The 25,166-nt window shown below is 72.7% G+C and carries 24 protein-coding genes; 14 read left to right on the top strand and 10 right to left on the bottom strand.

What is annotated here, in order from left to right:
* Positions 1-69 precede the first annotated feature (69 nt).
* Complete coding sequence (locus AB0G02_RS04640; RefSeq protein ID WP_360789306.1) at positions 70-657, bottom strand: peptide deformylase; 588 nt, start codon at positions 655-657, stop codon at positions 70-72.
* Between the two features lie 112 nt (positions 658-769).
* On the opposite strand from AB0G02_RS04640, the gene AB0G02_RS04635 reads away from it, so the two are divergent.
* Both AB0G02_RS04635 and AB0G02_RS04630 read left to right on the top strand, forming a co-directional pair.
* Positions 770-1,066, top strand: coding sequence for a DUF3263 domain-containing protein (locus tag AB0G02_RS04635; protein ID WP_053715184.1), 297 nt, complete (start codon positions 770-772; stop codon positions 1,064-1,066).
* The gene (locus AB0G02_RS04630; RefSeq protein WP_360789302.1) at positions 1,063-1,734 is read left to right on the top strand and encodes a LytR C-terminal domain-containing protein; all 672 of its coding nucleotides are present in this window, start codon (positions 1,063-1,065) and stop codon (positions 1,732-1,734) included. Before AB0G02_RS04635 ends, AB0G02_RS04630 begins: the two co-directional genes overlap by 4 nt.
* Positions 1,735-1,765: 31 nt before the next feature.
* On the opposite strand, the gene AB0G02_RS04625 is transcribed toward AB0G02_RS04630, so the two are convergent.
* The 4 genes from AB0G02_RS04625 to glp all read right to left on the bottom strand — a co-directional run bounded on the left by AB0G02_RS04625 (position 1,766) and on the right by glp (position 7,981).
* Complete coding sequence (locus AB0G02_RS04625) at positions 1,766-4,108, bottom strand: AAA family ATPase (protein WP_360789299.1); 2,343 nt, start codon at positions 4,106-4,108, stop codon at positions 1,766-1,768.
* Between the two features lie 794 nt (positions 4,109-4,902).
* Positions 4,903-5,874, bottom strand: coding sequence for a CDP-diacylglycerol--serine O-phosphatidyltransferase (pssA, locus tag AB0G02_RS04620; RefSeq protein ID WP_360789296.1), 972 nt, complete (start codon positions 5,872-5,874; stop codon positions 4,903-4,905).
* A 4-nt stretch (positions 5,875-5,878) separates the two neighbouring features.
* Positions 5,879-6,592: a phosphatidylserine decarboxylase gene (locus AB0G02_RS04615; RefSeq protein WP_360789293.1), complete on the bottom strand. Its 714-nt coding sequence runs from the start codon at positions 6,590-6,592 to the stop codon at positions 5,879-5,881.
* Positions 6,593-6,766: 174 nt separating this feature from the next.
* Positions 6,767-7,981, bottom strand: a complete 1,215-nt coding sequence (gene glp, locus AB0G02_RS04610; protein ID WP_360789290.1) for a gephyrin-like molybdotransferase Glp — start codon at positions 7,979-7,981, stop codon at positions 6,767-6,769.
* Positions 7,982-8,035: 54 nt separating this feature from the next.
* Between glp and AB0G02_RS04605 the strand changes: the two genes are divergently transcribed.
* From AB0G02_RS04605 to AB0G02_RS04585, 5 genes are all read left to right on the top strand, one after another.
* Positions 8,036-8,680 (top strand): AIM24 family protein, encoded by a 645-nt coding sequence (locus AB0G02_RS04605; RefSeq protein ID WP_360789287.1) that lies wholly within the window; start codon positions 8,036-8,038, stop codon positions 8,678-8,680.
* Between the two features lie 80 nt (positions 8,681-8,760).
* A complete protein-coding gene (locus AB0G02_RS04600; RefSeq protein ID WP_033432301.1) occupies positions 8,761-8,967 on the top strand; it encodes a cold-shock protein in 207 nt (68 codons plus the stop codon).
* 204 nt (positions 8,968-9,171) lie between these two features.
* The gene (locus AB0G02_RS04595) at positions 9,172-10,407 is read left to right on the top strand and encodes a serine/threonine-protein kinase (protein WP_360789284.1); all 1,236 of its coding nucleotides are present in this window, start codon (positions 9,172-9,174) and stop codon (positions 10,405-10,407) included.
* Positions 10,408-10,622: 215 nt separating this feature from the next.
* Complete coding sequence (gene groL, locus AB0G02_RS04590; RefSeq protein WP_360789281.1) at positions 10,623-12,245, top strand: chaperonin GroEL; 1,623 nt, start codon at positions 10,623-10,625, stop codon at positions 12,243-12,245.
* Between the two features lie 316 nt (positions 12,246-12,561).
* Positions 12,562-13,341, top strand: a complete 780-nt coding sequence (locus AB0G02_RS04585; RefSeq protein ID WP_360789278.1) for a phosphodiesterase — start codon at positions 12,562-12,564, stop codon at positions 13,339-13,341.
* A 303-nt stretch (positions 13,342-13,644) separates the two neighbouring features.
* Here the strand turns inward: AB0G02_RS04585 and AB0G02_RS04580 are convergent, their stop codons facing one another.
* From AB0G02_RS04580 to AB0G02_RS04565, 4 genes are all read right to left on the bottom strand, one after another.
* Positions 13,645-16,377, bottom strand: a complete 2,733-nt coding sequence (locus tag AB0G02_RS04580) for a CHAT domain-containing tetratricopeptide repeat protein (RefSeq protein ID WP_360789275.1) — start codon at positions 16,375-16,377, stop codon at positions 13,645-13,647.
* Between the two features lie 134 nt (positions 16,378-16,511).
* Positions 16,512-17,006, bottom strand: coding sequence for a carboxypeptidase regulatory-like domain-containing protein (locus AB0G02_RS04575; RefSeq protein ID WP_360789311.1), 495 nt, complete (start codon positions 17,004-17,006; stop codon positions 16,512-16,514).
* Positions 17,007-17,011: 5 nt separating this feature from the next.
* The gene (locus AB0G02_RS04570) at positions 17,012-17,617 is read right to left on the bottom strand and encodes a sigma-70 family RNA polymerase sigma factor (RefSeq protein ID WP_360789272.1); all 606 of its coding nucleotides are present in this window, start codon (positions 17,615-17,617) and stop codon (positions 17,012-17,014) included.
* 184 nt (positions 17,618-17,801) lie between these two features.
* Complete coding sequence (locus AB0G02_RS04565; protein WP_360789270.1) at positions 17,802-17,987, bottom strand: hypothetical protein; 186 nt, start codon at positions 17,985-17,987, stop codon at positions 17,802-17,804.
* A gap of 134 nt (positions 17,988-18,121) precedes the next feature.
* Between AB0G02_RS04565 and AB0G02_RS04560 the strand changes: the two genes are divergently transcribed.
* From AB0G02_RS04560 to AB0G02_RS04540, 5 genes are all read left to right on the top strand, one after another.
* Positions 18,122-18,775: a copper homeostasis protein CutC gene (locus tag AB0G02_RS04560; protein WP_360789267.1), complete on the top strand. Its 654-nt coding sequence runs from the start codon at positions 18,122-18,124 to the stop codon at positions 18,773-18,775.
* Between the two features lie 106 nt (positions 18,776-18,881).
* Positions 18,882-20,159, top strand: a complete 1,278-nt coding sequence (locus tag AB0G02_RS04555; protein WP_360789265.1) for an extracellular solute-binding protein — start codon at positions 18,882-18,884, stop codon at positions 20,157-20,159.
* 13 nt (positions 20,160-20,172) lie between these two features.
* Entirely contained in the window at positions 20,173-21,069 is an 897-nt protein-coding gene (locus AB0G02_RS04550; protein ID WP_360789262.1) for a sugar ABC transporter permease, read from the top strand.
* Positions 21,066-21,911 (top strand): carbohydrate ABC transporter permease, encoded by an 846-nt coding sequence (locus tag AB0G02_RS04545; RefSeq protein ID WP_360789259.1) that lies wholly within the window; start codon positions 21,066-21,068, stop codon positions 21,909-21,911. The genes AB0G02_RS04550 and AB0G02_RS04545 overlap by 4 nt, the downstream gene beginning before the upstream one ends.
* Before the next feature lie 14 nt (positions 21,912-21,925).
* The gene (locus tag AB0G02_RS04540; protein ID WP_360789256.1) at positions 21,926-23,257 is read left to right on the top strand and encodes a beta-N-acetylhexosaminidase; all 1,332 of its coding nucleotides are present in this window, start codon (positions 21,926-21,928) and stop codon (positions 23,255-23,257) included.
* A gap of 16 nt (positions 23,258-23,273) precedes the next feature.
* On the opposite strand, the gene AB0G02_RS04535 is transcribed toward AB0G02_RS04540, so the two are convergent.
* Positions 23,274-23,495, bottom strand: a complete 222-nt coding sequence (locus AB0G02_RS04535) for a PspC domain-containing protein (protein WP_360789254.1) — start codon at positions 23,493-23,495, stop codon at positions 23,274-23,276.
* 112 nt (positions 23,496-23,607) lie between these two features.
* Here AB0G02_RS04535 and AB0G02_RS04530 point away from each other — a divergent pair, with 112 nt between their 5' ends.
* Positions 23,608-24,486, top strand: coding sequence for a MoxR family ATPase (locus tag AB0G02_RS04530; protein ID WP_360789251.1), 879 nt, complete (start codon positions 23,608-23,610; stop codon positions 24,484-24,486).
* The coding region (locus AB0G02_RS04525) for a VWA domain-containing protein (RefSeq protein ID WP_360789249.1) at positions 24,483-25,166 on the top strand (684 nt) is incomplete at its 3' end. The genes AB0G02_RS04530 and AB0G02_RS04525, both read left to right, overlap by 4 nt.

The following is a 25,166-nucleotide window of genomic DNA, read 5'->3' as shown; positions in this document are numbered from 1 at the left end:
GGCCCGACACCCGGGCCCACCGCACCCCGCGCACCGGTCCGTCCCCAGGTCGCCGCCCGTCGACAGCGGTCAGTCGTCGTCCTCGTCGTCCGCGAACGGGTCCTCCGACGTCGCCGGATCCCACGACAGACCCGGCACGCCCCACCCGTTCGCCCGCAGCATCTTCTTCGCCGCCCGCTTGTGCCGCCCCACCAACCGGTCCAGGTAGATCGTCCCGTCCAGGTGATCGGTCTCGTGCTGCAGGCACCGCGCGAAGAACCCCGTGCCCTCGACCTCCAACGGCTTGCCGTCACCGTCGAACCCGGTCACCTTCGCCCACGACGCCCGACCCGTCGGGTACGACTCGCCCGGAGCCGACAGGCAACCCTCGAAGTCGTCGTCCGGGTCCGGCATCCCCAACGGCACGTCCGACGTCTCCAACGTCGGGTTCACCACCACACCCCGGTGCCGCACACCCTCGTCGTCCGGGCAGTCGTAGACGAACAACCGCAGGTCGACCCCGATCTGGTTGGCCGCCAGACCCACACCGTGCGCCGCCGCCATCGTCTCGTACATGTCGTCGATCAACGTGCGCAGCGCCTCGTCGAACACCTCGACCGGGCGAGTCGGGTGGTGGAGCACGGGATCTCCGGCGATGCGGATCGGGTGAACTGCCATGACGCGCAGCCTAACGGCGCGGCGATTCGGACGCGCCGACCGATGAACCGACCCACTTCAAGATCACGTGATGTAATGGCACCCACGCACGGGGACACGGCTGAGGAGCCAGATGGACGCCGCAGAGGCACTGGCGCCGGCGGAGGGGCCGGACGACGGTTTGAACGACCGGGAACGCGAGATCCTGGCCTTCGAACGCCAGTGGTGGAAGTACGCGGGTGCCAAGGAACAGGCCGTGAAGGAGCTGTTCGACATGTCCGCGACGCGCTACTACCAGCTGCTCAACGCGTTGATCGAGAAGGAAGAGGCGTTGGCCGCCGACCCGATGTTGATCAAGAGACTGCGCAGGTCCCGCTCCGGCAGGCAACGCGCCCGCGCCGCCAAGAGGCTGGGCGTCGAGCGCCGATGACGAACCCCGAACAGCCCGCGGGCCCCGCCCACCCGGCCCGCGCGGCCGGCTACGGCCTCCTCGCCCTCGCCGCCATCGCCCTGGTGATCGGCCTGGTCAGCCTCTTCGGCGGCGACCCGGACGACGAGCCGCCCGCCGCCCAGACGACCCCGCCGGCAGCCACCTCCGACACCCCGGGCACCACCGCCGACACCACCTCGGGCACCTCCGAGACGTCCGGCACGTCCCCGACCGGCGAACCGAGCGGCGGACCGACCACGACGTCCCCGACCGCCCCCGCCACCGGAGCACCGGCCACCACGCCCCCCGGCGCCAACGCCGGCGGCACCACGGACCAACCCGCCCCACCCCAGGTCGACGCCGTCCCCAAGCTCCCGGTCCGCGTCTACAACAACAGCACCATCCAGGGCCTCGCCGCCCGCGCCACCGACGACGTCCAACGCGCCGGCTGGCAGGTGGCCGAGAAGGGCAACTACTCCTCGGGCAACATCCCCACCACCACCGTCTACTTCCGCCCCGGCACCGACGAGGAACCCTCGGCCCGCGAACTCGCCCGGATCCTCAACGCCCGGCTGGAACCCAGGTTCGACGGCATCCGCGCCGCCCAACCCGGGATCATCGTCATCGTCACCAACGACTACAAGGGCCCCTCCGGCAAGGTCTCCTGACCAGCCCGACAGCTCGACCCCCGGACGGTCCTCAACGCTCGCGGGACTCGGCGTAGGCGGCCAACGACGCCAACTGCGCCGGGTCCAGCGACGGCCGGACCGCCACCCGCGCCGCCGCCAGGTGAGCACCCGTCACCTCCGCCGCCGACAGCGACTCCCGCATCGCCGTCAACGCCGCCTCCCGGATCAACGCCGCGCAGTCCGCCGCCGAGTACCCGTCCAACTCCCCGGCCACCGCGTCCAGGTCCACGTCCGACGCCAACGGCGTGTTCCGCGCCGACGCCCGCAGGATCGCCGCCCGCGCCTCCGCGTCCGGCGGCGGCACGTACACCAACCGCTCCAACCGACCCGGCCGCAACAACGCCGGATCCACCAGCTCCGGTCGGTTCGTCGCACCCAGCACGATCACGTCCCGCAACGGCTCCACACCGTCCAGCTCCGTCAACAACGCCGCCACCACCCGGTCCGCCACCCCCGAGTCCGACGACTGACCGCGCCGCGGCGCCAACGCGTCCACCTCGTCCAGGAACACCAACGCCGGCGACGCCTCGGCCGCCCGCCGGAACAACTCCCGCACCGCCCGCTCCGACTCGCCGACGAACTTGTCCATCAGCTCCGCACCCTTCACGGACAGCACGTTCAACCGGCCCGTGCCCGCCAACGCCCGCACCAGGAACGTCTTCCCGCACCCCGGCGGCCCGTACAGCAGGAGACCGCGCGGCGGCGCGACACCCAACCGGGCGAACGAATCCGGGTACTGCAACGGCCACAGCGCGGCCTCCGTCAACGCCTGCTTGACCTCGGTCATGTCCCCGACGTCGTCCAACGTCAACCCGCCGGTCCGCAACGTGTCCGAAGTGGACATCGAAATCGGGCGGACGATCTCCAGCGCACCCAGCAGGTCCGCCTGGCCGACCCGCGGCTCGTCCACGTCCAACTGCCGCAACGCCGCCCGCAACGCGGCCTCCCGCCGCAACGCCACCAGGTCCGCCACCACGAACCCCGGCGTCCGGTTGGCCACCTCGCCCAAGTCCACATCGGACTCCACCGGCACGTCCCGCAGCAGCACCCGCAGCAGCTCGGTCCGCCCCGCGCCGTCCGGCAGCGGCAGCACCAACTCCCGGTCCACCAGCTCCGGCACCCGCAGCCGCGGATCCACCGCCTCCGGGTGCGCACTCGTGACCACCAGCGCCACCCCGTCCGGCCGACCGCGCAACGCGTCCAGCACGACCGTCGCGACCGGCGGCGCCGAAGCCGCCGGCAACAACGCCTCCACGTCGGTCACCAACAGCACCGACGGCACCTGCTCCCGCGCCCGGGCCACCGCGTCGACGACCCGCTGCGCCGCCGCGTTCGCCTCCAGCACCGCGATGCTCGGGGCGGCCACCTCCACCACCGCCACGTCCGCCGCCTGCGCCACGGCCCGCACGAACGTCGCCTTGCCGACCCCCTCGGGCCCGCTGACCAACGCCGCCAACCGGGCCGTCGCCCCCAACCGCGCCAACAACTCGGGGTGGCTGAACGTCAGCTCGAACCACTCCGCCAACCGCTTCGCCGCCTCACCCTGCCCCACCAAATCCGCGACCGGCACCACCGGGACCACGGGCACCCACCCCTGCCCCTCCGCCCCTACCGCCTCACTCGCCCCCGCCTGAGCCTGCGCGCCACCATCCCTCGCGCTCCCATCCCTCGCGCTCCCACCAACCGGGCCCCGCTCCCCAACCCGGCCTCCACCCGAACCAGACCGGGCACGCATCCCCTCTCCGACGATGGCCCTCCCCTCGGAGGGCCCTCCGGTGGGCCCATCGCCGGTGCGGGCACCGTCACGCCACCCGACCACCGTCGATGGCTGCACCGTCACCGGCCCACCGGCGGGCTCGGCCGACGTGATGGTCAACAACTCGTTGGTCCACGTCATCCCGATGGCGTTGGACAACTTGCTGCGAGTCGCGCTGACATCCGCCCCGGGCGGCGGCGCGAGGTCCTGGGGCAGCAGCGAGACCGCATCACCGACCGTCAACACCTTGCCGGTCAACGCCATCCGCAACGTCTCCGGCGTGAGCGACGTGCTGGCCAACCGCGACCCGGCCACGATCACCGCCCGGGCCGCCGCCACCTCCACGGGAGCCACCACCACCTCCGCGCCTTCGACCACGCCGAGGTTCGACAGCGTCACGTCGTCCACCAGCACCACTCCGGGCGGACCGTCACCAGCGGTGGCCGCGGCGAGCGCGGCGCTGACCCGAGCCCCGGTCAACCGCACCGCGTCCCACGCCTGCAAGCCGAGCGCGTCCAGCACCTCCGGGTGCAAGCGCACCACGCCGCGACGGGTGTCCAGGGCGGAGGGGGACAGGCGGGCGGTCAGCGTGATCACGACATGAGCGTAGTTGGGCCGAGTGGTCCGGGTAGGGCACCTGGCCGGCTCGCGGTCCGCCGGCTCAGGCGTTTCGCCGCCTCGGGCGTTCCGCCGGCTCAGGCGTTCCGCCGGCGCGGGCGTTCCGCAGGCTCGCGTGGTCCGCCGGCTCGCACGGTCGCAGGCTCGCGCGTTCCGCGGGCTCGCACGGTCGTCGGCGCGCACGTTCGCCAGGCTCGGCCGGTCACAGGCTCGCGCGGCCCGGAAGTCGCTCGGTTCGACCAGGTCGGACCGACCGACCGGCTGGCGGATCGCGGTCGCGAGGTGGGCAGCACCCGCCACCCGCCAGCCGAGCCAGCGACTCTCGACCCTGAACCGCGGTCCCGTGGCCTGTATCCCCGTGGGGTCGCCTCCCCACCCGACCGGGATCCGGCCTCGCCACCCCGACCAGGGCCACGGAGCCGGGGTCGGGATCAGCTGAGGTGATCGCCACGGGTGATCGGCGTGGGCCGTACGGGCCGAAGTGGTCCGGCCCGAGGCGACCAGGCCTGTGGCGACCGAACCCGAGGTGGTCCGGTCCGAGTCAACCAGGCCTGTGGCGGCCAGGCCCGTGCAGACCGGGACCCGAGACGACCAGTCCCGAGGCGGCCGGACCCGAGGTGATTCGAGGGGCGGTGGTTGGTGCCGGCCTCGTTGTTTCAACCGACGTTCGGGCGGCCCAATAACGGCGTTTCCGTACATCGCCGCACCCGAAATCACCCGTTCGGGTACGGCCTGCCAACCGTATAACCCCTGCTCAGAGCCAGCTTACCGACCTAAGGCCGATCATGCCTGCGCAAGCCGATCTGCCGCCACCCGCGCCGCCTGCCCGGCCTCCGCTGCCCGTTCGTCTCCGCCGCCACCTGGGTCGGGTCCACGCTCCGCCGCGGCCGGCGGACGGCACGCATCGCGGCTCCCGCGACACGACCCCCGAGCGGTTGCCGCAGACCCAGCCGACGCGCCGCCACGCCGTGCGCCCGCTTGATCGCCCTCCGGTCCGCCGCCGGCACCGACCAGGCCTCCGGGTGCTTCGCCAGCCACCGGTAGCGGCGCACCGAGTACGGCAGGTGCCCGAGGTACACCAGCATCGCCGCGCTCAGCGCCACCAGCGGGAACGTGATGACGGCCGCCGCCAGCAGGCCGACCAGGACCAGCAGCGGCGCGACGAGCCGCGCCGGGACCTTGATCGTCTTCACCGACAGCGTCGGGATGCGGCTGACCAGCAGCAGCGCGATCGCGACGGTCCACACGGCGACGACCGCCGACCCGGACCACCACCCGCCGCGGCCCAGCTGCTCGTCCAGGATCAGCGGCAGCAGCAGCAACAACCCGCCGGCCGGCGCCGGGACGCCCACGAAGAACTCCTTCGCGAACGGCGGCTGCTCGACCTCCAGCAGCGTGTTGAACCGCGCCAACCGCAGCACCATGCACACCGCGAAGATCAACGCGAGGACCCAGCCCTCACGGGTCGGCTCGAACTTCCACACGTAGATCACCAGCGCGGGCGCGACGCCGAACGAGATCGCGTCCGCCAACGAGTCCAGCTCGGCGCCCATCTTGCTGGTCGCGTCGAGCAGCCGGGCGATCCGCCCGTCCAACCCGTCGAACACCGCCGCCGCCGCGATCGACCCGATCGCCGCCCCGTACATCTCGACGATCGCGAAGTGCACGGCCGACAGCCCCGCGCACATGGCGAGGACCGTGATGGCGTTCGGCAGCAGCCTGATGCCCGGCCCGCTCGGAGCCATCCGCTCAGCCCTCCGCGGGAAGCTCGGCGAGCACGGTCTCGCCACCGATGGTCCGCTGACCGGCCTCGACCAGCACGCGACTGCCGGCGGGCACGTACAGGTCGACCCTCGACCCGAACCGGATCAGGCCGTAGGTCTGCCCGGCCGCCACCTTGTCGCCCTCGGCGACCTCGCACACGATCCGCCGCGCCACCAGGCCCGCGATCTGCACGACCACCACGTCCTGACCGGACGGGGTGCTCAGCCACACCGTGTTGCGCTCGTTGTCGTCGCTGGCCTTGTCGAGGTCGGCCGACAGGAACTTGCCGGGCCGGTACGACACCTGCCGCACCAGGCCCGCCACGGGCACGCGCTGCACGTGCACGTCGAACACCGACAGGAACACGCTGATCCGCGTCATCGGCGCGTCACCGAGACCCAGCTCGGCGGGCGGCGCGGCTTCGACGACGTGCGACACCGTGCCGTCGGCCGGCGCGACCGCGAGGCCGGGCCGGGTCGGGGTGGTGCGCTTGGGCTCGCGGAAGAACCACGCGACCCACGCGGTCAGCAGACCGCCGACGACACCGGCGCGCTTGGAGTACCGGCGCAGCAGCAGCGTCGCCACGGCGGCGCCCGCTACGAAGGGACGGCCCGCGGGGTGCATCGGGGGCACGATGCCCCGGGCGAGCTCGAGGAAGTGGGAGACGGCACCACTGTGCTTGTCGCGATCGGCGGTCATGGCTCTTCCGTGTCAGGGCGGTCTTCCGGCCCGCCACACGCTACGCGGCTCCGCCGGCCCTCGTCCGGCCCGCCCGTGCGTCCCCCGACGAACGCACGGACGTGCCGGACCTGGAGATCACCACGAGTGTAAGCCTGGTCACAGCGTTGATCAACGCCGATGGTCAGCCGGGAACTACTCTCCGTGCAGCAGCCGGACGGCGACCTCGGCCCCCGCGGGGAGCTCCGTGACGTCCTCCGGCACCTCGATCAGGCAGTTGCTGATCGCCAACGCCGACAGCAGGTGCGACCCCGGCCCGCCGACGGGCGTCACCACGCGTCCCGACTCCGGGTCGTACGCGCCGCGCCGGAACTGCGTGCGCCCCGCCGGCGAGGTGACCGGCGCGCTCAACCGGGCCAGCGCGGTCGGCCGCTCCACGGCGGCGAACCCCATCGCGGCCCGCAGCGCCGGCCGGATGAACACCTCGAACGACACCTGCGCGCTCACCGGGTTCCCGGGCAGCGTCGCCACCGCGACGCCCTGGTAGCGCCCCGCGCCCTGCGGCCCGCCCGGCTGCATCGCGACCTTCGTGAACTCCACCCCGCGCCCGGTGAACGCGTCCTTCACCACCTCGTACGCCCCCGCGCTGACGCCACCGGAGGTCAGCAGCAGGTCGACCGACGCCAACCGCGGCGCGATCGCCTCGTGGAACCGCTCCACGTCGTCCGGCACGAACCGCAGCAGCTCCGCCTCACCGCCCGCCTCGCGCACCGCCGCGGCCAGCATCACGCCGTTCGACTCGTAGATCTGCCCCGGCTCCAGCGGCACACCCGGCCCCACCAGCTCCGACCCCGTCGACAGCACCAGCACCCTGGGCCTGCGCCGCACCGGCAGCGCGCCGAACCCGAGCGCCGCGGCCAACCCCAGCTGCGCCGGGCCGAGCACCGCGCCGGCCCGCAGCACCGTCGTGCCCACGGCCACGTCGTCCGCCTCGCGCCGCACGTTCGCGCCGACCGCCACCCCGCGGTCCACCCGCACCACCGACGTGCCGCCGTCGGTCCACTCGACCTGCACCACGGCGTCCGCACCGGGCGGCACCGGCGCCCCGGTCATGATCCGGTGCGCCGTGCCCGCCGCCAGCGGCACCGACGACGTCCGCCCCGCCGGGATGTCCTCCACCACCGGCAGCTCCACCGGCACCGACGCCACGTCGGCCGCGCGCACCGCGTAACCGTCCATCGCGGAGTTGTCGAACGGCGGCAGCGGCACCGGCGCGACCACGTCCTCGGCCAGCACCAGCCCCAGGCAGTCGGCCACCGGCAGCTCCGCCACCGGCATCGGTCCGAGGAGCCCGGCGACGCGGGCCTTGTGATCAGCGACTCGGGTCAGCGCGTTGGACACGCGCACCATCCTGCCGCGCCCGTGGCAGACTGCTCCAACCGGCTGATCACGACAGGGGGAAAGTTGCAGGTCCGGACCCGCCACACCCCCACGTTCGGGGTCGCCCGACTCGTCCTGGCACCCGGTGAACCGGTGGTGGTCGAGCGCTCCAGCGTGCTCGCGACCAGCTACGGCGTCACCATCGACGGCAAGACCAAGGCGCCCGGCGTCAACGCCGCCCTGTGCACCGCGGGCCCCGAGGGCGGCTGGGTGGACGTCGCCCCGCCCCTGCCCGGCGACCTGCACGTGCTCGACCTCGAGGGCACGACCGGCTGGTGCGTCAACCGCGACAGCTGGCTCGCCTGCGCCGCCACCGCCCGCCTGGACCCGTCCGCGCCGCCCGTGCGCACCCTGCACGGCGGCGACCACGGCTTCCTCGCCTACGCGTTCGGCGTCGGCTCCGTCGTGCTCAGCTGCTACGGCACGCTCGACGTCGTCACCCTCGAACCGGGTGAGCTGGTCACCGTCGCCGGCGGCCACGTGGTCGCGTTCGCCGACACCGTGCAGTGCCGACTGCGCGCCGTTTCCCCCGATGCGCCCCAATCCGTGCGGAATGGCGAAGGACTGGTCCTGGACTTCGCCGGTCCCGGACTGGTGCTCACCCGGACCCGCAGCCCGCGCGGACTCGTCAGTTGGTTGCGCGACAACGGATTCAGCATCCGCTCATGACTCCATAAGGAGGTATCGGGGAACCCCCTCGTGCCTCTAGCGTGGCGGTTTGCTCAAGGTATTTCTCGAAGGAGGACGTCTTGGCTGTCGGCACGGTCAAGTGGTTCAACTCGGAGAAGGGGTACGGATTCATCGCCGCGGACGGCGGGCCCGATGTGTTCGTGCACTACTCGGCGATCCAGATGGAAGGCTTCCGGACGCTGGCCGAGGGCGACCGCGTGGAGTTCGAGATCCAGGCAGGGCGCGACGGCCGCAGCCAGGCATCGGACGTGCGAAAGGCATCGTGACCTCCGCCCGGCCCGCCGCGGCGGGCCGGGCCGCCTTCCCCGTCCGCCGGGCCCACCGGCCTCGTCCGCACGACCGGCACCACCCGCTCCACCCGCGTTCCCCGCTCCACCGGCGTCCCCGACCTGCTCCGTCCGGGTCCGGGCACGCCCCGTTTGCCGGGAACCCCGCGCACCCGCGTCCACGGGGAGGTTAGGCTCCCTCGCGTGTCGGAGGACCTGAGCGGGCGACGGTTGGGGCACTACCGGATCGACGGGGTGCTCGGCCGCGGTGGCATGAGCGTGACCTACCGGGCCACGGACGTCAGGCTCGGTCGCAAGGTCGCGCTGAAGGTCATCGGTGAACACCTCACCGCGGACGCCGAGTTCCGCGAGCGATTCGTCGACGAGGCCCGCAACACCTCCGCGATCGACCACGCCAACATCGTGCCGCTCTACGACTTCGACGAGGTCGACGGCCTGCTCTACATCGCGATGCGCCTGGTCGACGGCCAGGACCTCGCCAGCCACATCAAGGACGGCCCCCTCTCGCCCGCCCGCACCCTGGCGCTGCTCGGCCAGGTGGCCGAGGCGCTGGACATGCTCCACGGCAAGGGCCTGGTCCACCTCGACGTGAAACCGGCCAACGTGCTGGTCACCACCAAGGAAGCCGCGAACGAGCACGTCTACCTGGCCGACTTCGGCCTCACCCGGCGCGGCGCCACCGGCCACCGCACCCGCACCGGCGACTTCCTCGGCTCACCCACCTACGCCGCGCCCGAGCACCTGCGCGGCGAACCGCTCGACGGCCGCACCGACCAGTACGCGCTCGCCTGCATGGTCTACGCGTGCCTGTCCGGGCGACCGCCGTTCCAGGGCAGCGTGCAGGACGTCATCCAGGGCCACCTCGGCTCGGAGATCCCCTCGCTGACCTCCGTGGTGGCGCTGCCGCCCGCCATCGACGACGTGCTGCGCAAGGGCACCTCCAAGGACCCGTCCCAGCGCTACGGCTCGTGCGCCGAGCTGATCGCCGCGGCGCGCGTCGCGCTGTCCGCCGCGCCCCAGGGCGCCCCGCCGCCCCGCCGCACCGACTCCGGCCCGATGCCGATGGGCCCGCAGACCGGCGGCGTGCCCGCGCAGCAGTACCGGCCGCCCTACCAGCAGCAACAGCCCGGCCACCCGCAGCCGGGGTTCCTCCAGGACCCCGTGCGGCTGCGCCCGCCCGCCCAGGTCGGCGCCAGCGCGTTCACCAGCACCGGCAAGTCCCGGCCCGCCTGGCTCGCGCCCGTGATCGCCGGCGCGGTCGCGATCGTGCTCGTCGTCATCCTCGTGGTGATCCTCACGCCGAAGGATGAACCTCCGCGCCAGGGCGGCACGACCGGCAGCACCCAGTCCATCGAGGTCGGGGGCACGACGAGCAGCAAACCGCTGCCCACCAGCGTGCCCGTTCGGACGTCCCGCTGACCAGCTCTTCTTGCACTCGCCCCCGTCGAGTGCTAAAACCGATGTTGGCACTCGGAACACCTGAGTGCCAACACGCAGGCTAGGACGGTGAGGCTTGCCCCTCCGGGGGCGGGTCGTCCGTCGCGGGCACCGAATCCTGGCCGAAGCACCGTGTTCCGCTGTGGGCGCGAGCCCGCAGTGGCCCCATTCGTAATCAGGCGGAGGAACACACCGCAATGGCCAAGATGATCGCGTTCGACGAGGATGCCCGCCGCGGCCTTGAGCGTGGCATGAACACTCTCGCCGACGCCGTCAAGGTGACGCTCGGCCCCAAGGGCCGCAACGTCGTGCTCGAAAAGAAGTGGGGTGCGCCGACCATCACCAACGACGGCGTCTCCATCGCCAAGGAGATCGAGCTCGAGGACCCCTGGGAGAAGATCGGGGCCGAGCTCGTCAAGGAAGTGGCGAAGAAGACGGACGACGTCGCGGGTGACGGCACCACCACCGCCACCGTGCTCGCCCAGGCCTTGGTCCGCGAGGGCCTGCGCAACGTGGCCGCGGGTGCGAACCCGCTCGGCCTCAAGCGCGGCATCGAGAAGGCCGTCGAGGCCGTGACCGAGCAGCTGCTGAAGACCGCCAAGGAGGTCGAGACCAAGGAGCAGATCGCCGCCACGGCGTCCATCTCCGCGGGCGACTCGACCATCGGCGAGCTCATCGCAGAGGCGATGGACAAGGTCGGCAAGGAAGGCGTCATCACCGTCGAGGAGAGCAACGCCCTCGGGCTGGAGCTCGAGCTCACCGAGGGTATGCGCTTCGACAAGGGCTACATCTCCGGTTACTTCGTGACCGACCCCGAGCGCCAGGAAGCGGTCCTCGAGGACCCGTACATCCTGCTCTACGGCTCGAAGATCTCGACGGTCAAGGACCTGCTCCCGCTGCTGGAGAAGGTCATGCAGGGCGGCAAGCCGCTGCTGATCATCTCCGAGGACGTCGAGGGCGAGGCCCTGGCCACGCTGGTCGTCAACAAGATCCGCGGCACGTTCAAGTCCGTCGCCGTGAAGGCCCCGGGCTTCGGTGACCGCCGCAAGGCGATCCTGCAGGACATCGCGACCCTCACCGGTGGCCAGGTCATCACCGAGGACGTCGGCCTCAAGCTGGAGAACGCCGACCTGTCGCTGCTGGGCAAGGCCCGCAAGGTCGTCGTGACCAAGGACGAGACCACGGTCGTCGAGGGTGCGGGTGACCCCGAGCAGATCCAGGGTCGCGTGAACCAGATCCGCGCCGAGATCGAGAAGTCGGACTCCGACTACGACCGCGAGAAGCTGCAGGAGCGCCTGGCGAAGCTCGCCGGCGGTGTCGCGGTCATCAAGGCCGGCGCCGCCACCGAGGTGGAGCTGAAGGAGCGCAAGCACCGCATCGAGGACGCCGTGCGCAACGCGAAGGCCGCCGTCGAGGAGGGCATCGTCGCCGGTGGTGGCGTCGCGCTGCTCCAGGCCGCCGAGATCGCGTTCGCGGACCTGCACCTCGAGGGTGACGAGGCGACCGGTGCGAACATCGTCAAGGTCGCCGTCGAGGCGCCGTTGAAGCAGATCGCCATCAACGCCGGCCTCGAAGGCGGCGTCGTGGTGGAGAAGGTCAAGGGCCTGCCCGTGGGCCACGGCCTCAACGCCGCCACCGGTGTGTACGAGGACCTGCTGGCGGCCGGCGTGCCCGACCCGACCAAGGTCACCCGCTCGGCGCTGCAGAACGCCGCGTCCATCGCCGCGCTGTTCCTCACCACGGAGGCCGTGGTGGCGGACAAGCCGGAGAAGGCGGGCGCTGCCCCGGCCGTCCCGGACGCCGGCGGCATGGACTTCTGATCGACCAGGTCACCTGACCCAGGTCCGATCGGCCGAAGTCACGAAGGGCCCGGTTCGCCTCAGGCGGACCGGGCCCTTCGCCGTCCCCACCCCGCTGACCTCGGCCAGCCCTGGTCTTGGACGGGCCAGGGCCACACGATCGGGTGAGATCGACCGAGAAGTGTACGGAAACACTGTTACCGCCACTCGGTTAAAACGAAGCCGAACCCCGAACCACCCCACCGCCCGAACCACCCACCGCCTGAACCCACCCGCCCATCTGCCCCCCGCCCATCTGCCTATCTGCCTGCTCGGCCTTGGAACTGGAGCTGAACACGTGCTCATCGCGCACCTGAGCGACCCGCACCTGCGGACCGATGCCCTGGCCGCGGAGCCGGCTGCGGCCCTTCGCCGGGCGTTGGGGCGGGTGCTGGCGTTGGACCCCCGGCCGGACTGCGTGGTGATCACCGGTGACCTGGCGGAGCACGGCGATGTCGACGCCTACGCGCAGCTGCGCGAGGTGATCGGCAACTTCCCGCTGCCGCTGCACCTGATCATGGGCAACCACGACGAGCCCGGGGCGCTGCTGGAGGTGTTCGGCGGGACGCCGTTCCTCGGCGGCGGCGGGTCGACGAACTACGTCGTCGACCTGCCCGGTGCCACCGTCGTCGCGCTCGACTCGCGCCGACCCGACAGCCCGGCCGGGCTGCTCGGTGAGGAGCAGCTGTCGTGGCTGGACGACGTCCTCGGCCGCCGGCCCGACGTGCCGGCCTTCGTGTGCCTGCACCACCCGCCGGTGGCGGTCGGCATCCCGCTGCTCGACGGCATGCGGCTGGACGACGGGCCGGCGTTGGGCACCGTGCTCGCCCGCCACGGCCACGTGGCCCGCGTTCTGGCCGGGCACGTGCACCGGGCGGTCAGCGTGCCGTTCGCGGGGACGGAGGTGTCGATCGCGCCGAGCACCTACCGCCAGACGTCGCTCACCCTCCGGGCCGACCGGCAGGCCGGGTACCTCGACGAGCCGACGGGGTTCCTGCTGCACGTCGCCACCGGGACCGGGTTCGCCACGCACACCGTGCCGGTCAGTCACGCGGGAGCGCTGCTCGGCGCGTTCTGACGACCCGCCCTCGGATCGACCGAGCCCTCACGAGGCCCAAGCCAAGCCACAAGCACGAGAAGCCGGCGAAGCAGGGAATCGAGGACACGGCAGGGGAATCGACGGCACGGCAGGTGAATTGAGGGGCGGCGGGGCAATTGAGGGGCGCGGATTCGGGGCGGGGAATCGAGGGCACGGCAGGGGAATCGGGGGCGGAGGGCGAGGGATCGGGGGAGGGGGCGCGGATTCGGGGGAGGGGCGGGGATTCGCGGGTGGGGCGGGGATTCGCGGGTGGGTGGGGTGCTGGGGCTGGTGGATCGGTGGTCAGGCGCCGAAGCACACGAAAGGGCGGCGGAGGGGGTCGGCGGCGGTTGCTTCGGCCAGGGCGTGGGACAGGGGTTTGCCGTCCGCCATGAGCTTGTGGAACGTCGCCATGGTCATCGCGGTCGCCCGGTCGCCCACCTTGTTGACCGCCGCCACGACCGTGCGCGACCCGCCGGCCAGGAGGGCGCCCGCGAAGCCCAGCGCCTCGTCACCCGGCCGGATGTGGCTCAGCGCCAACGAGCACGCCGCCAGCACCACCTGCTCGGGCGCGGTCCGCAGGCGGGCGGCTTCGTGCGCGAACAGCGGACCGTCGACCAGCTCCAGGTGGGAGAACAGGGCGTTGTCCGCGACGTGCTCGCCGTGCGCCGCGAGGTGCGCCAACCGGGCGCCGTCCAGCGCGGCCAGCACGTCGCCCACCGCTTCCGCGACCACCGCGTCGGGGTACGTGCCGCGCAGGTCGCTCATCTCCCCGACGACCTCCGGCAGGTCCGGCCCGCCCACCAGCACGACCCGGGTCGCCGTCGGACGCGCGGACGTCGCGTTCAGCCACGCGGTAGCCGAAGGGGTGACCACGATCGGACGGCCGTGCAGTGACGGCAGCACGTTCCACGGCACCGCGTACAGGTCACCGGTCGGCACCACGACCAGCTCGCGCTGACCGACCAACGCCGCCAGCGGACCCATCAGCGTGTGGTCCAACCGCTCGGCGCGGAGCATCGCGGACGCCGCCACGGCCCCCGCGACCAGCGGTGACAGGTGGTCGGGCGCGAGCGCGTCCACGTCGGCGTGCAGCTGCCGGACCGCCTCGAACACCTCCGACGCCCGCCCCAGCCGCACCAGCGCCGCCTCACCCGCCACCAGGACCACGGCCGACAGCACGTCACCGTGGGCCACGAAGCTCACCAGGGCGCGGTCACCCAGTGCGGCACGCACCTCGGCCACCCCGCACACCGGGCGCGGCCGGCCCCACACGCTCGTGTGCCACCCGAGCCGCGCGACCTCCTGCTGCAACTCGTCCAGCCGGTCCTCCAGCTCGCGCACCGGCCGGCGGTCCAACCGCGCCTGCTGCACGGCCCGCGACAACGACCGCGACTCCGCTACCCGCCGCGCCAGCACCGGGTCGTCGATCGCCGGCAGCGGCTCGTACCGGTACACCTGCGCCCGCGTCCGCTCCAGCCAGTCGAACGCCGCCTCCGCGTCGCCGTCGCCGTCGAGGACGAGACCGACGGCCAGCTCACCCAGCTCCCGACCGTGGACCGCGGTGCCGCACAGCAGGTCCAGACCACCCATCCGATCGCGGACGCGGCCCAGCTCGGCCAGCCCCTCCTCGGCCTCGCGCAACGCCAACCGCGGCTCGCCCACGGCCACCGCCAGCTCGGCGCGGCACAGCCGCAGCAGCATCCGGTGGTCGACCGGCGTGATGGGACCGGGGGCGGGGACCCGGTCCAGCAACGCGCGGGCGGCCTTCGGGTCACCGCGGCGGAGCGCCATCCGCACGGCGAGCAACCTGGCCATGGAGGCCTCGTCGGTCAGCCCCACCGCGGTCAACCGCTCGGCCAGCCGGGTCGCGCGAGCGGGGGTGACCCGCGCCGCCCCGCGGCCGGGCGCGACCGCCGGCGACGACGGGACGTCCGGCGCTCCCGCACGCGACTGGGTCGGCAGCACGACCAGCCCTTCGGGTGAGGGAGTTGCCCCTTCCGGATTCACCCCACCGGGATCGACCCCACCGGGACCGCCGCCCTCCGAGGGGGTGGCGGTGGCGAAGTCGGCTCGCATGCGCATCAGCGACGCCAACTCGGCCCACGACTTGCTGCCCCGGCGGCGGAAGCGGCGTTGGGCCTGGCCGGCCAGCTGACGGGCGGTCCCGGGGTCGTTCTGCAGCAGGGCCGCGGCGGCGCGGGCCAGTTCCGCCTCCGCCAGGTCCTGACCCACCCGACGCCGACGCAGCACGACCAGCGCCTCGTCCAGGTGCTCGGCCGCCTCGTCGGCCAGCCCCGCGGCCAGCATCACCCTGGCCCGGTCGATCCGGGTGCGCCCCAGCAGGTCGGGCGCGAGCAGCCGGAACACCCGCTCGGCCTGCTCGTGGTAGGCCAGCGACCGGGGCACGTCACCGGTCAGGTGGGCGATGTCCCCGAGGTTCGCCAGCGCCTTGGCCTTCATCAGCGGCAGGTCCTCGGCCTCGGCCAGCGCGATCACGCGGCGCAGGTCCCGCTCCGCCGCGTCCGGCAGGCCGAACGCGATGTTGGTCAGCCCGCGGTTCACCAGTGCCGTCGACAACGTCGTCGCGCCGACCGCGCCGGACGCCCACCCGTCCTCCAGGCGGCGCACCGACTCGTCGTAGAGGGCGAGGGCCTCGGCCGTGCGGCCGGCCCGGTGCAGGATGAGGGCCTGCTGGTCCTTCACGATCGCCCGCAGCCCCACCGCGTCCGGCCCCTCGGGCAGCGTGGTGATCAGCTCGGCGGCGGTCTTCAGTCGGGCCAGGCCGTCCTGGACGGAGTCGGTCTCCGCCTCGCCGTAGGACAGGGTGATGAGGATCCGGATGCGGACCGTGGTCGCCTCGACGCCCGGTGATGTCACGGGCAGTGCGCGCAACGCCCGCCGCAGCAACGTCACGGCCTCCGCCGGACGGCCGCCCGACGCCGCGCGATAGGCCTGTTTGTGCAGGCCGACCGCTACGTCGACACCGCTGGAGGCGTGCGGGGAGGCCGGCAGGGCGGCAGGAGTCGGGGGCACGTCCTCAATGCCAGCACACCGAACGTGTCCGAGAAGCCGTCTTGCGGATGCTGTGCCTGAGCCGAACGGGTCACGCTGAGTGAATGCACGCCGGACGGCCCGGCGCGGCACCGGGTGCGACCCGGTGGGCCGCCCTACAACATGATCGTCGGCGTGACGACCGTCCGGCCGGGCTCGCCCCGGGAGTTCACCAGGTGCACCACGATCTGCGTGGTCCCCGCCGGCACGTCGGACAGCACGAACCGGCCACCGTCGTCGGCCTTGGTGGTGCTCGACTTGTGCTCGGCCACCCGCACCTCGACGGTGTGCTCACCCGCGGGCACGAGCCAGCCGTCGATGCGGTGCCGGGCGCCGGTCGAGGTGAAGTTGACCATCAACGTCAGGTTGTCCACGGTGAACGTGATGGTCCCGGGGTTGTCCCCGCGCACGCCCGCGAACGAGCCCGCGCGTTCCCAGCGGGCCACCTCGACGTCCAGGTTCTCCAGTGCCACCGCGAACTGGATGCGTTCGACGAGCCCCGCCGGGGGCGCGTCCAACTCGTACACCAGGCGGTTGAGCTCAGTGAGGACAGCGGTGTCCTCTTGGCCTCTGCGGTCATCTTGGCCTCTGCGGTCATCGCGCGGGTCGATGTCGTTCACCGCGATCCTCCTTCCGCTTCGAGATGTGTGCGCAACATGGTCAGGCACCGACCCCGGGTGGGGCCGATGCTGCCGCGCGGCATGGACAGTGCTTCCGCGACCGCGCGGTACTCCGCCCGGCCTGCCAGCACGGTGAGGCGCAGGAGTTCCTGGCACCTCTGCGACAAGCGGCCGAAGGCCCGCCACAGCCGGTGGTCGCGGTCGTCGACCAGGGCGGCGTCCTCGGGCAGGCCGTACTCGCTCTCCATCTGGTCCATCAGCTCGTCGCTTAGCGCCGCCTCACGGCGAGCCGGTGTCCAGGTCCGCTGGGCCTCGCGGCGCGTCGCGACGACGAGCCACGCGGCCAGCGCACGCGGCTGGACCAGCCGGTCGAGGTGGCGCAGCAGCGCGAGCCAGACCGTCTGCACCACGTCCTCGGCGGTGCTGCGGTCCAGCCCGTGCCCCCGCGCCACGTGCCACACCAGCGGCGTCAGGTCGGCGACCAGCACGTCCAGGGCCCTGCGGTCCCCGTCGCGAGCCGCGACGACGCAGGCCGCGTGCCGGTCCGTCCCGTCGAGACCCTCCCACGGTGGACGCTCTCCGGCCGTGCGCAGTTCTCCCACGTCGTCACCTCCTCCTCGGCATCCCCCAGCCGAAGCTGATCGTCACACACCTTCGCCGTCACCGGCGCGGCGGCGGTCCGCGATGCCCCCCTCGCACCGCGGACCGCCTCCCCCCTCCACTGTCGGCGGCAGCCGATCGGCACCCCTCGAAGCCGACCGACCACCGCCTTCCCCCCCAAGTCGTTCAGCTGGTGACCGCGGGCGCGGTCTCCACCGGGTCCCCGTGCGTCTGGTGCTGGCCGTCGGGTGAGACGGGCGGCAGGTCCTGCGGGTCGGTCACCTCGTCGGTGCCGGCGAACTCCAGCTCCAGCGCGTCGGTGTCGAGCCGCGCCGGATCCAGTTCGTCGACGCCAGGCGGAGTGGCGGTCATGCGGGCCTCCTCAGTCGGGGTGAGGATCGGTCATCAGGTAAGGAGTGAGTAGTTCTACGCTGGATACGTCCCGGCGTTTTAACAGTTCACCGTTGGCGGCCGGGGGAGCCCGACCGCTGAGTATGGTCTAGACCATGCTTGAGGTCATCGCACTGGACGCCACCGACGCCGAGGCCGCCCAGGCCGGCGGCGCGCACCGGCTGGAACTCACCGTCGACATGGCCGCGGACGGGCTCACGCCGCCGGTCACCGTGCTGCGGGACGTGCTCTCCGCGACCGACCTGCCGGTGCGGGTCATGCTGCGCGACGCGCCCGGCTTCGTCCCCGGCGACCTCGACCGGTTGCGGCGTGACGCCGCGGCGCTGCGCGAGGCGGGCGCGTCGGAGTTCGTCCTCGGCTTCCTCGACGCCGACGGGCGGGTGGACGAGGCGGCGTGCGCGGCCCTGGTGGCGGAGCTGGACGGGTGCGCTTGGACGTTCCACCGCGCGCTGGACAACTCGGCGGACCCCGAGGCGGCGTGGGAGGTCGTCGGCGGGCTCGGCTGCGACACGGTGCTCGCGGCCGGCAGCGCCCGCGGCGTCACGGACGGGTTCGACGTGCTGGGACGGTTGGCCGCCCGGCAGGGCGCGGTCCGGCTGCTGGTCGGCGGCGGGCTCAAGGCCGAGCACGTCGCGCCGCTGAAAGCCTTGGGCGCCACCGGTTTCCACGTCGGCAGCGCCGTGCGGCCAGGCGGGTGGGACGCCCCGGTGTCCGCCGCCGCGGTCCGGTCCTGGGCGAATCTGGTCTAGACCGCTTGCCGATGCGGACATTAGCATCGCCGTTGCTTCCCGTGAAATAGCCGTTGCACATGACGCAACGCGAGCTGGGGTGCGACACACCTGGAAGGTGGGCGAGATGCGGTTCGCAGTAGCAGCGGTCGTGGGCGCCGTCGTGCTGGCCGGGTGCGCCCCGGTCCAGTCCGGCCCGGCGCCCACCGGTGGTGACGAGCAGTCGGGGCAGCTGCGGGTCTGGCTGTTCGACGAGGTCAACCGGGCCCCGAAGGAGGCGGTCGTCAAGGAGGCGGTCACCGAGTTCGAGCAGGCGCACCAGGGCGTCACGGTCGACGTCCAGTACATCCAGGTGCAGACCCGCGCCGAGCGGTTCAAGGCCGCGTTCAGCGACCCGAAGAGCGCGCCCGACGTCGCGGAGTTCGGCAACACCGACCTGGCCGGCTACGTCGCGGGCGGCGGGTTCGCGGAGCTCGACCTCGGCGGGTGGCCCGAGGCGAAGGACCTGCTGCCCGCCGTCCTGGACACCGGCAAGGTGGACGGCAAGGTCTACGGCGTCCCCTGGTACGTCGGCGTGCGCGCGCTCTACTACCGCACCGACGTGTTCCAGGAGCTGAACCTCCAGCCGCCGGCCACGCTCGACGAGATCGCTCCGCTGGCCCGCCGGATCCGCGCCGCGAAGCCCGACCTGCTCGGCATCTCCGCCGGCGGCAAGTACACCTACGGCGCGATGCCGTTCGTGTGGGCCAACGGCGGCGACATCGCCCGCAAGGACGGCGACAAGTACGTCGCCGCCATCGACAGCGCCGAGTCGAAGGCAGGACTGCGCCAGTACACCGAGCTGATCGCGGACGACATCTGCCCGCCCGCCCAGTGCGCGGGCAACGGCGGTGACGCCAGCGTCGAGGCGTTCCGGGCCGGCAAGGCCGCGATGGTCGTCGGCGGCGACTTCAACCGCAAGTCGGTCGACGCCTCCGCCGCCGCGGGCAAGTACGCGGTCGTGCCGCTGCCGGGGAAGAAGGCCGGCGAGATCGCGCCGGCGTTCGCGGGCGGCAACCTGCTCGGCGTGCTCAAGGGCAGCGAGCGCAGGACGTTGGCCGACCAGTTCGTCCGGCTGCTCGGCGGCAAGCAGTACCAGCGCCGGATGTTCGACGCGATGGGCAACCTGCCGACGTTCGGTGACGTGCAGGCCGAGGTGGCGAAGGCCAACCCGGCGCTGGAGCCGTTCACCAGGACGCTGGACGCGGGCACGCGGTTCGTCCCGGTCACCCCGAGCTGGGCCAAGATCGACGCCCAGGCCGTGCTGCCGACGCTGTTGCAGCAGGTCGCGTCCGGTGGCGCGGACCTCGACCGGGCCGCCGGGGACGCCGCCGCCCAGATGAACGCCGCCTTCGCCTCGTCGTAGCCGGACAAAGGACATGAGTGTGCTGCGGACGTCGAAGGGCGACGGGCGGATCGCGTTCGCCTACCTCGCCCCCGCGTTGCTGGTGCTGGTCGGGCTGATGGGCTACCCGATCTACCAGCTCGTGCTGATCTCCCTGTTCGACTACGGCCAGGAGCAGGTCAGCGGTGGTGCGCCGCTGACCTTCCTCGGCCTGGGCAACTACACGACCCTGCTGGCCGACCAGCGGTTCTGGTCCGTGCTCGGGCAGACGGTCGGGTTCGCCGCGGTGTGCGTGGTGGGCACCCTGCTGGTCGGCACCGCGCTGGCGGTGCTGGCCACCAGGGTCCGCACGTGGGCGCGGATGGTGTTGTTCCTGGCCGCGCTCGGCGCGTGGGCCACCCCCGCGGTGGCCGGGTCGACGATCTGGCTGTTCCTGTTCGACGCCAACTTCGGGTTCGTCAACGAGGTGCTGGGCACCACCGGGTTCTCCTGGACCTACGACAGGTGGGTGGCGTTCGGGCTGGTCGCCGCGCAGGTGGTGTGGTGCTCGTTCCCGTTCGTCATGGTGACGCTCTACGCGGGCATCAAGGCCATCCCGGGCGAGGTGCTGGAGGCCGCCGCGCTGGACGGCGCGAGCACCGCCAGGACCGCGACCAGCGTGATCCTGCCGCTGCTGCGGCCGCTGCTGGTCGTGGTGACCATCCAGTCGGTCATCTGGGACTTCAAGGTCTTCACCCAGATCTACATCATGACCAACGGCGGCGGCATCGCCGGCCGGAACCTGGTGCTCAACGTCTACGCCTACCAGCAGGCGTTCGCCGCCTCCGAGTACGGGCTGGGCGCGAGCATCGGCGTGGTGACGACCGTGCTGCTGCTGCTCGTCACCCTCGGCTACCTGCGGGCGTTGCGGCGCAGCGGGGAGGTGCTGTGAACCGGCGCGTGTCCCGGGGCATCACCGAGGGCGTCACGGTCGTGATCGCGGCGGTGGTGGCGTTCCCGCTGTACTGGATGGTGCTGACGGCGTTGAAGCCGCAGGCGGAGGTGATCTCGGCCGACCCGCGGCCGTGGACGCTCGCGCCGACGGTCGACAGCTTCGTGCGCGCGTTGACCGTGCAGAGCTTCGGCCGCTACCTGGTCAACAGCCTGGTGGTGGCCGTCTCGGTGGTGCTGCTCAGCCTGCTGATCTCGTTCCTGGCGGCCACCGCGCTGACCCGGTTCCGGTTCCGCAGCCGCACCACGCTGCTGATCATGCTGCTGGTGGTGCAGATGGTGCCGGTCGAGGCGCTGACCATCCCGCTGTTCTTCGTCATGCAGTCGGTGCGCGACGTCGCGCCGGTGTTCGGGCTCAACCACCTCGGCTCGCTGGTGCTGGTGCACCTGGCGTTCAGCCTGCCGTTCGCGATCTGGATGCTGCGGGGGTTCGTCGCGGCCGTCCCGGTCGAGCTGGAGGAGGCGGCGGCGCTGGACGGCGCGTCCCGCTTCCGGTTCCTGTGGCAGGTGCTGTTCCCGCTGGTCGCGCCGGGTCTGGTGGCGACGAGCGTGCTGTCGTTCATCCACGCGTGGAACGACTTCCTGTTCGCCAAGACGTTCATCATCTCGGCCGCGGAGAACCAGACGCTGCCGCTGGCGCTGCAGGTGTTCGTCAAGCCGGACCAGAACGACTGGGGCGCGATCATGGCAGGATCGACCCTGATGACGATCCCGGTGTTGGTGTTTTTCATCCTGGTGCAGCGGCGGCTGGTCGCGGGACTGGCAGGGGCGGTGAAGTCGTGATCCTGCCCCGACCGGTGGCATTCACGCGCGGTGACGGCGAGGTGCCGTTCGACGGCACGTTCCAGGTGCAGCGCGTGGCCGGGCCCGCCGAGGGCTACCGGCTGTCCGTGTCGCACGAGGGGGTGCGGGTCCAGGCGTCCGACGACGCGGGCGAGTTCTACGCCCGGCAGACGTTGCGGCAGCTCAGCGGGCCGGCGGCGTTCCGCGCGGTGGCGCCGGGCGCGGTGGCGCTGCCGGTGTGCGAGGTGGAGGACCACCCCCGGTTCGCGTGGCGCGGCGTGATGCTCGACGTGGCCCGGCACTTCCTGCCCAAGCACGACCTGCTGCGGTACGTGGACCTGCTGGCCGTGCACAAGCTGAACGTGCTGCACCTGCACCTCACCGACGACCAGGGCTGGCGGTTCGAGTCCCGGCGGTTCCCGCGGCTGCACGAGGTCGGCGGCTGGCGGCCCGACTCGCGGTTCGGCGACCGGCGCTCCGGCGGCATGACCGGACGGCCGCACGGCGGCTACTACACCCAGGACGACCTGCGCGAGGTCGTCGCCTACGCGGCGGCGCGGCACATCGCGGTGGTGCCGGAGATCGACGTGCCCGGCCACAGCCAGGCGGCCATCGCGGCGTACCCGGAGCTCGGCGTGTCCGGCGGCGGCGTGTGGACGGACTGGGGGGTCAACCCCAACGTGCTGAAGGCCGACGAGTCCACTGTGGACTTCTACCGGCAGGTGTTCGACGAGCTGCTCGACGTCTTCCCCGGCGAGGTGGTCGGGCTGGGCGGTGACGAGGCCGAGGGCGGCGACGGCCGGTTCGTCCGCCGCATCGCCCAGCACCTGCACCAGCGCGGGCGCCGCCCGTTCGGGTGGGACGAGGTGCTCGGCGTCGGACCGCTGCCCGCCCGCACGATCGTCGCGTCGTGGCGCGGCGAGGACCCCGGCCTGACCGCGCTCGAACGGGGGCACGACGTCGTGATGTGCCCCGCGGAGCACGTGTACCTGGACTACCGGCAGTCCGACCACCCCGACGAGCCGCTGCCCGTCGGCACCGTCACCACGCTGGAGGACGTCTACCGGTACGAGCCCGCGGCGGCCGACCGGGTGCTCGGCGCGCAGGCGAACCTGTGGACCGAACACCTCGACTCGCCGCGGCGGCTCGACTACGCCGCCTTCCCCCGGTTGAGCGCGTTCGCCGAGGTCGTGTGGAGCCCCGCCGGACGTGACGAGGCGGAGTTCCTGACCCGGCTGGCCGAGCACCACCTGCCGCGGCTCGACGCGCTCGGCGTCGAGTACCGCCCCCTCGACGGCCCCCGGCCGTGGCAGGCGCTCCCGGGCGTGCCCGGCCACCCCCGGTAGGGGCGCCGGCGGGGGATCAGCCCTCCTCGGGCACGAGCAGCCAGCAGGCGAGGTAGAGGACCGCGCCGGCGCCGAACCCGAAGAGGGTGGCCGCGACCAGCAGGATCCGCACCAGCGCCGCGTCCACGCCGAGCAGCTTGGCGACGCCGCCGCACACACCGGCGAGCATCTTGTCGTCCCGGCTGCGGCGGAGCTTCTTGACCTTGTCGGTGGCTTCGGTGAGCACGTCGTTCGTCATGGCTCAAGAGTGCTCCGCCAGGCCTTCCACGACATCGGGGCCGCACCCTGACTTCCCCCGGACCCCCGTTCTCAGGGTTCCCCCACGACCCCCGCCGCCTACTCTCGGAACCGTGACGCCCGAGGAGCTCGCCGCAGCGCTGGACCGGGTCGGGTACCTGCCGGACCCGGGCCTCGCGACCGCCGCCTACCTGGCACTGCGCATGCACCGGCCGCTGTTCTGCGAGGGGGAGCCGGGTACCGGCAAGACGTCCCTCGCGGTGGCCCTCGCCCAAGCGCTGGACCTGCCGCTGATCCGGCTCCAGTGCCACGAGGGCATCGACGCGACCCAGGCCCTCTACGACTGGGACTTCCCGCGCCAGCTGCTGCACCTGCGGGCCCTCGAAGCGGCCGGGCCGGTGGACGCCGAGCAGGCCGAGGCGTCGCTCTACACCCGCCGCTTCCTCCTCGCCCGACCGCTCCTGCAAGCCCTCGAAGACGCGCCGTGCGTGCTGCTGGTCGACGAGGTGGACCGGGCGGACGACGAGTTCGAGGCGTTCCTGCTGGAGGTGCTGGGCGAGAACGCGGTGACGATCCCCGAACTGGGCCGCGTCACCGCGCGGACCCCGCCGCTGGTCGTCCTCACCTCCAACCGCACCCGCGAGGTGCACGACGCGCTCAAGCGCCGCTGCCTCTACCACTGGCTCGAACACCCGGACCTGGCCCGCGAGGTCGCCATCCTCCGCCGCAGGCTCCCCGGCGTCACCGAACGCCTCGCGCACCAGGTCGCGTCGGCCGTGCGGCGGTTGCGGGAGCTGGACCTGGTCAAACCGCCGGGTGTCGCGGAGTCCCTGGACTGGGCCGAAGCCCTGCTCACCCTGGGCCGCACGGAGCTGGACGCGGACACGGCGGCGACCACCCTCGGCGCCGTCCTGAAGTACCGGGAGGATTCACGACGGGCCCTGACGAGCGGTGTGCTCGGCGGGGTGACCGGGAGCACAATCGGGGGATGACGGGAGCCGCCGCGTCGACCGGGCTCGTGGGGTTCGCCCGCGCGCTGCGGCACGGCGGCGTCGCGTGCGGGCCCGAGCGGGTGCAGGCGTTCGTCGCCGCGGTCGACCACCTGGACCTCGCGCGGCGCGACGACGTGTACTGGGCGGGCCGCCTCACGCTGTGCGCGGAGCCCGACGACCTGCCCCGGTACGACGCGGCGTTCGCGGCGTGGTTCGGCGGCACGCCACCGGCGCCGCCGACCGCACGGGCGCGGCAGACCAGCCACCTGGCCGCCCTCGGTGACGGCACGGCCGGCCGGAGCGGCCGGACACCCGTGCTGAAGGTCGCCGCCAGCGACGTGGAAGTGCTGCGGCGCAAGGACATCGCCACCCTGAGCCCGGCCGAGAAGCGGCACCTGGACGACCAGCTGGCCGCCCTCCGGCCGGTGCCGCCGACCCGCCGCGCCCTGCGCCGCGCACCCGCCCGCAGAGGCGCCGTCGACCCTCGCCGCACCCTCCGCGACATGCTGGCCACCGGCGAACCGGCCCGTCCCCGCCACCGCCGCCGCACCACCCGTCCCCGCAAGGTCGTGCTGCTGGTCGACGTGTCCGGCTCGATGAAGCCCTACGCCGACGCGCTCCTGCGGTTCGCGCACGTCGTCGCCCGCCACCTGCCGGTCGAGGTCTGCACGCTCGGCACC

The sequence above is a fragment of the Actinosynnema sp. NPDC023658 genome (assembly GCF_040639995.1).
Taxonomy (GTDB): Bacteria; Actinomycetota; Actinomycetes; order Mycobacteriales; family Pseudonocardiaceae; genus Actinosynnema.
This window is presented reverse-complemented; position numbering and strand designations above follow the sequence as displayed.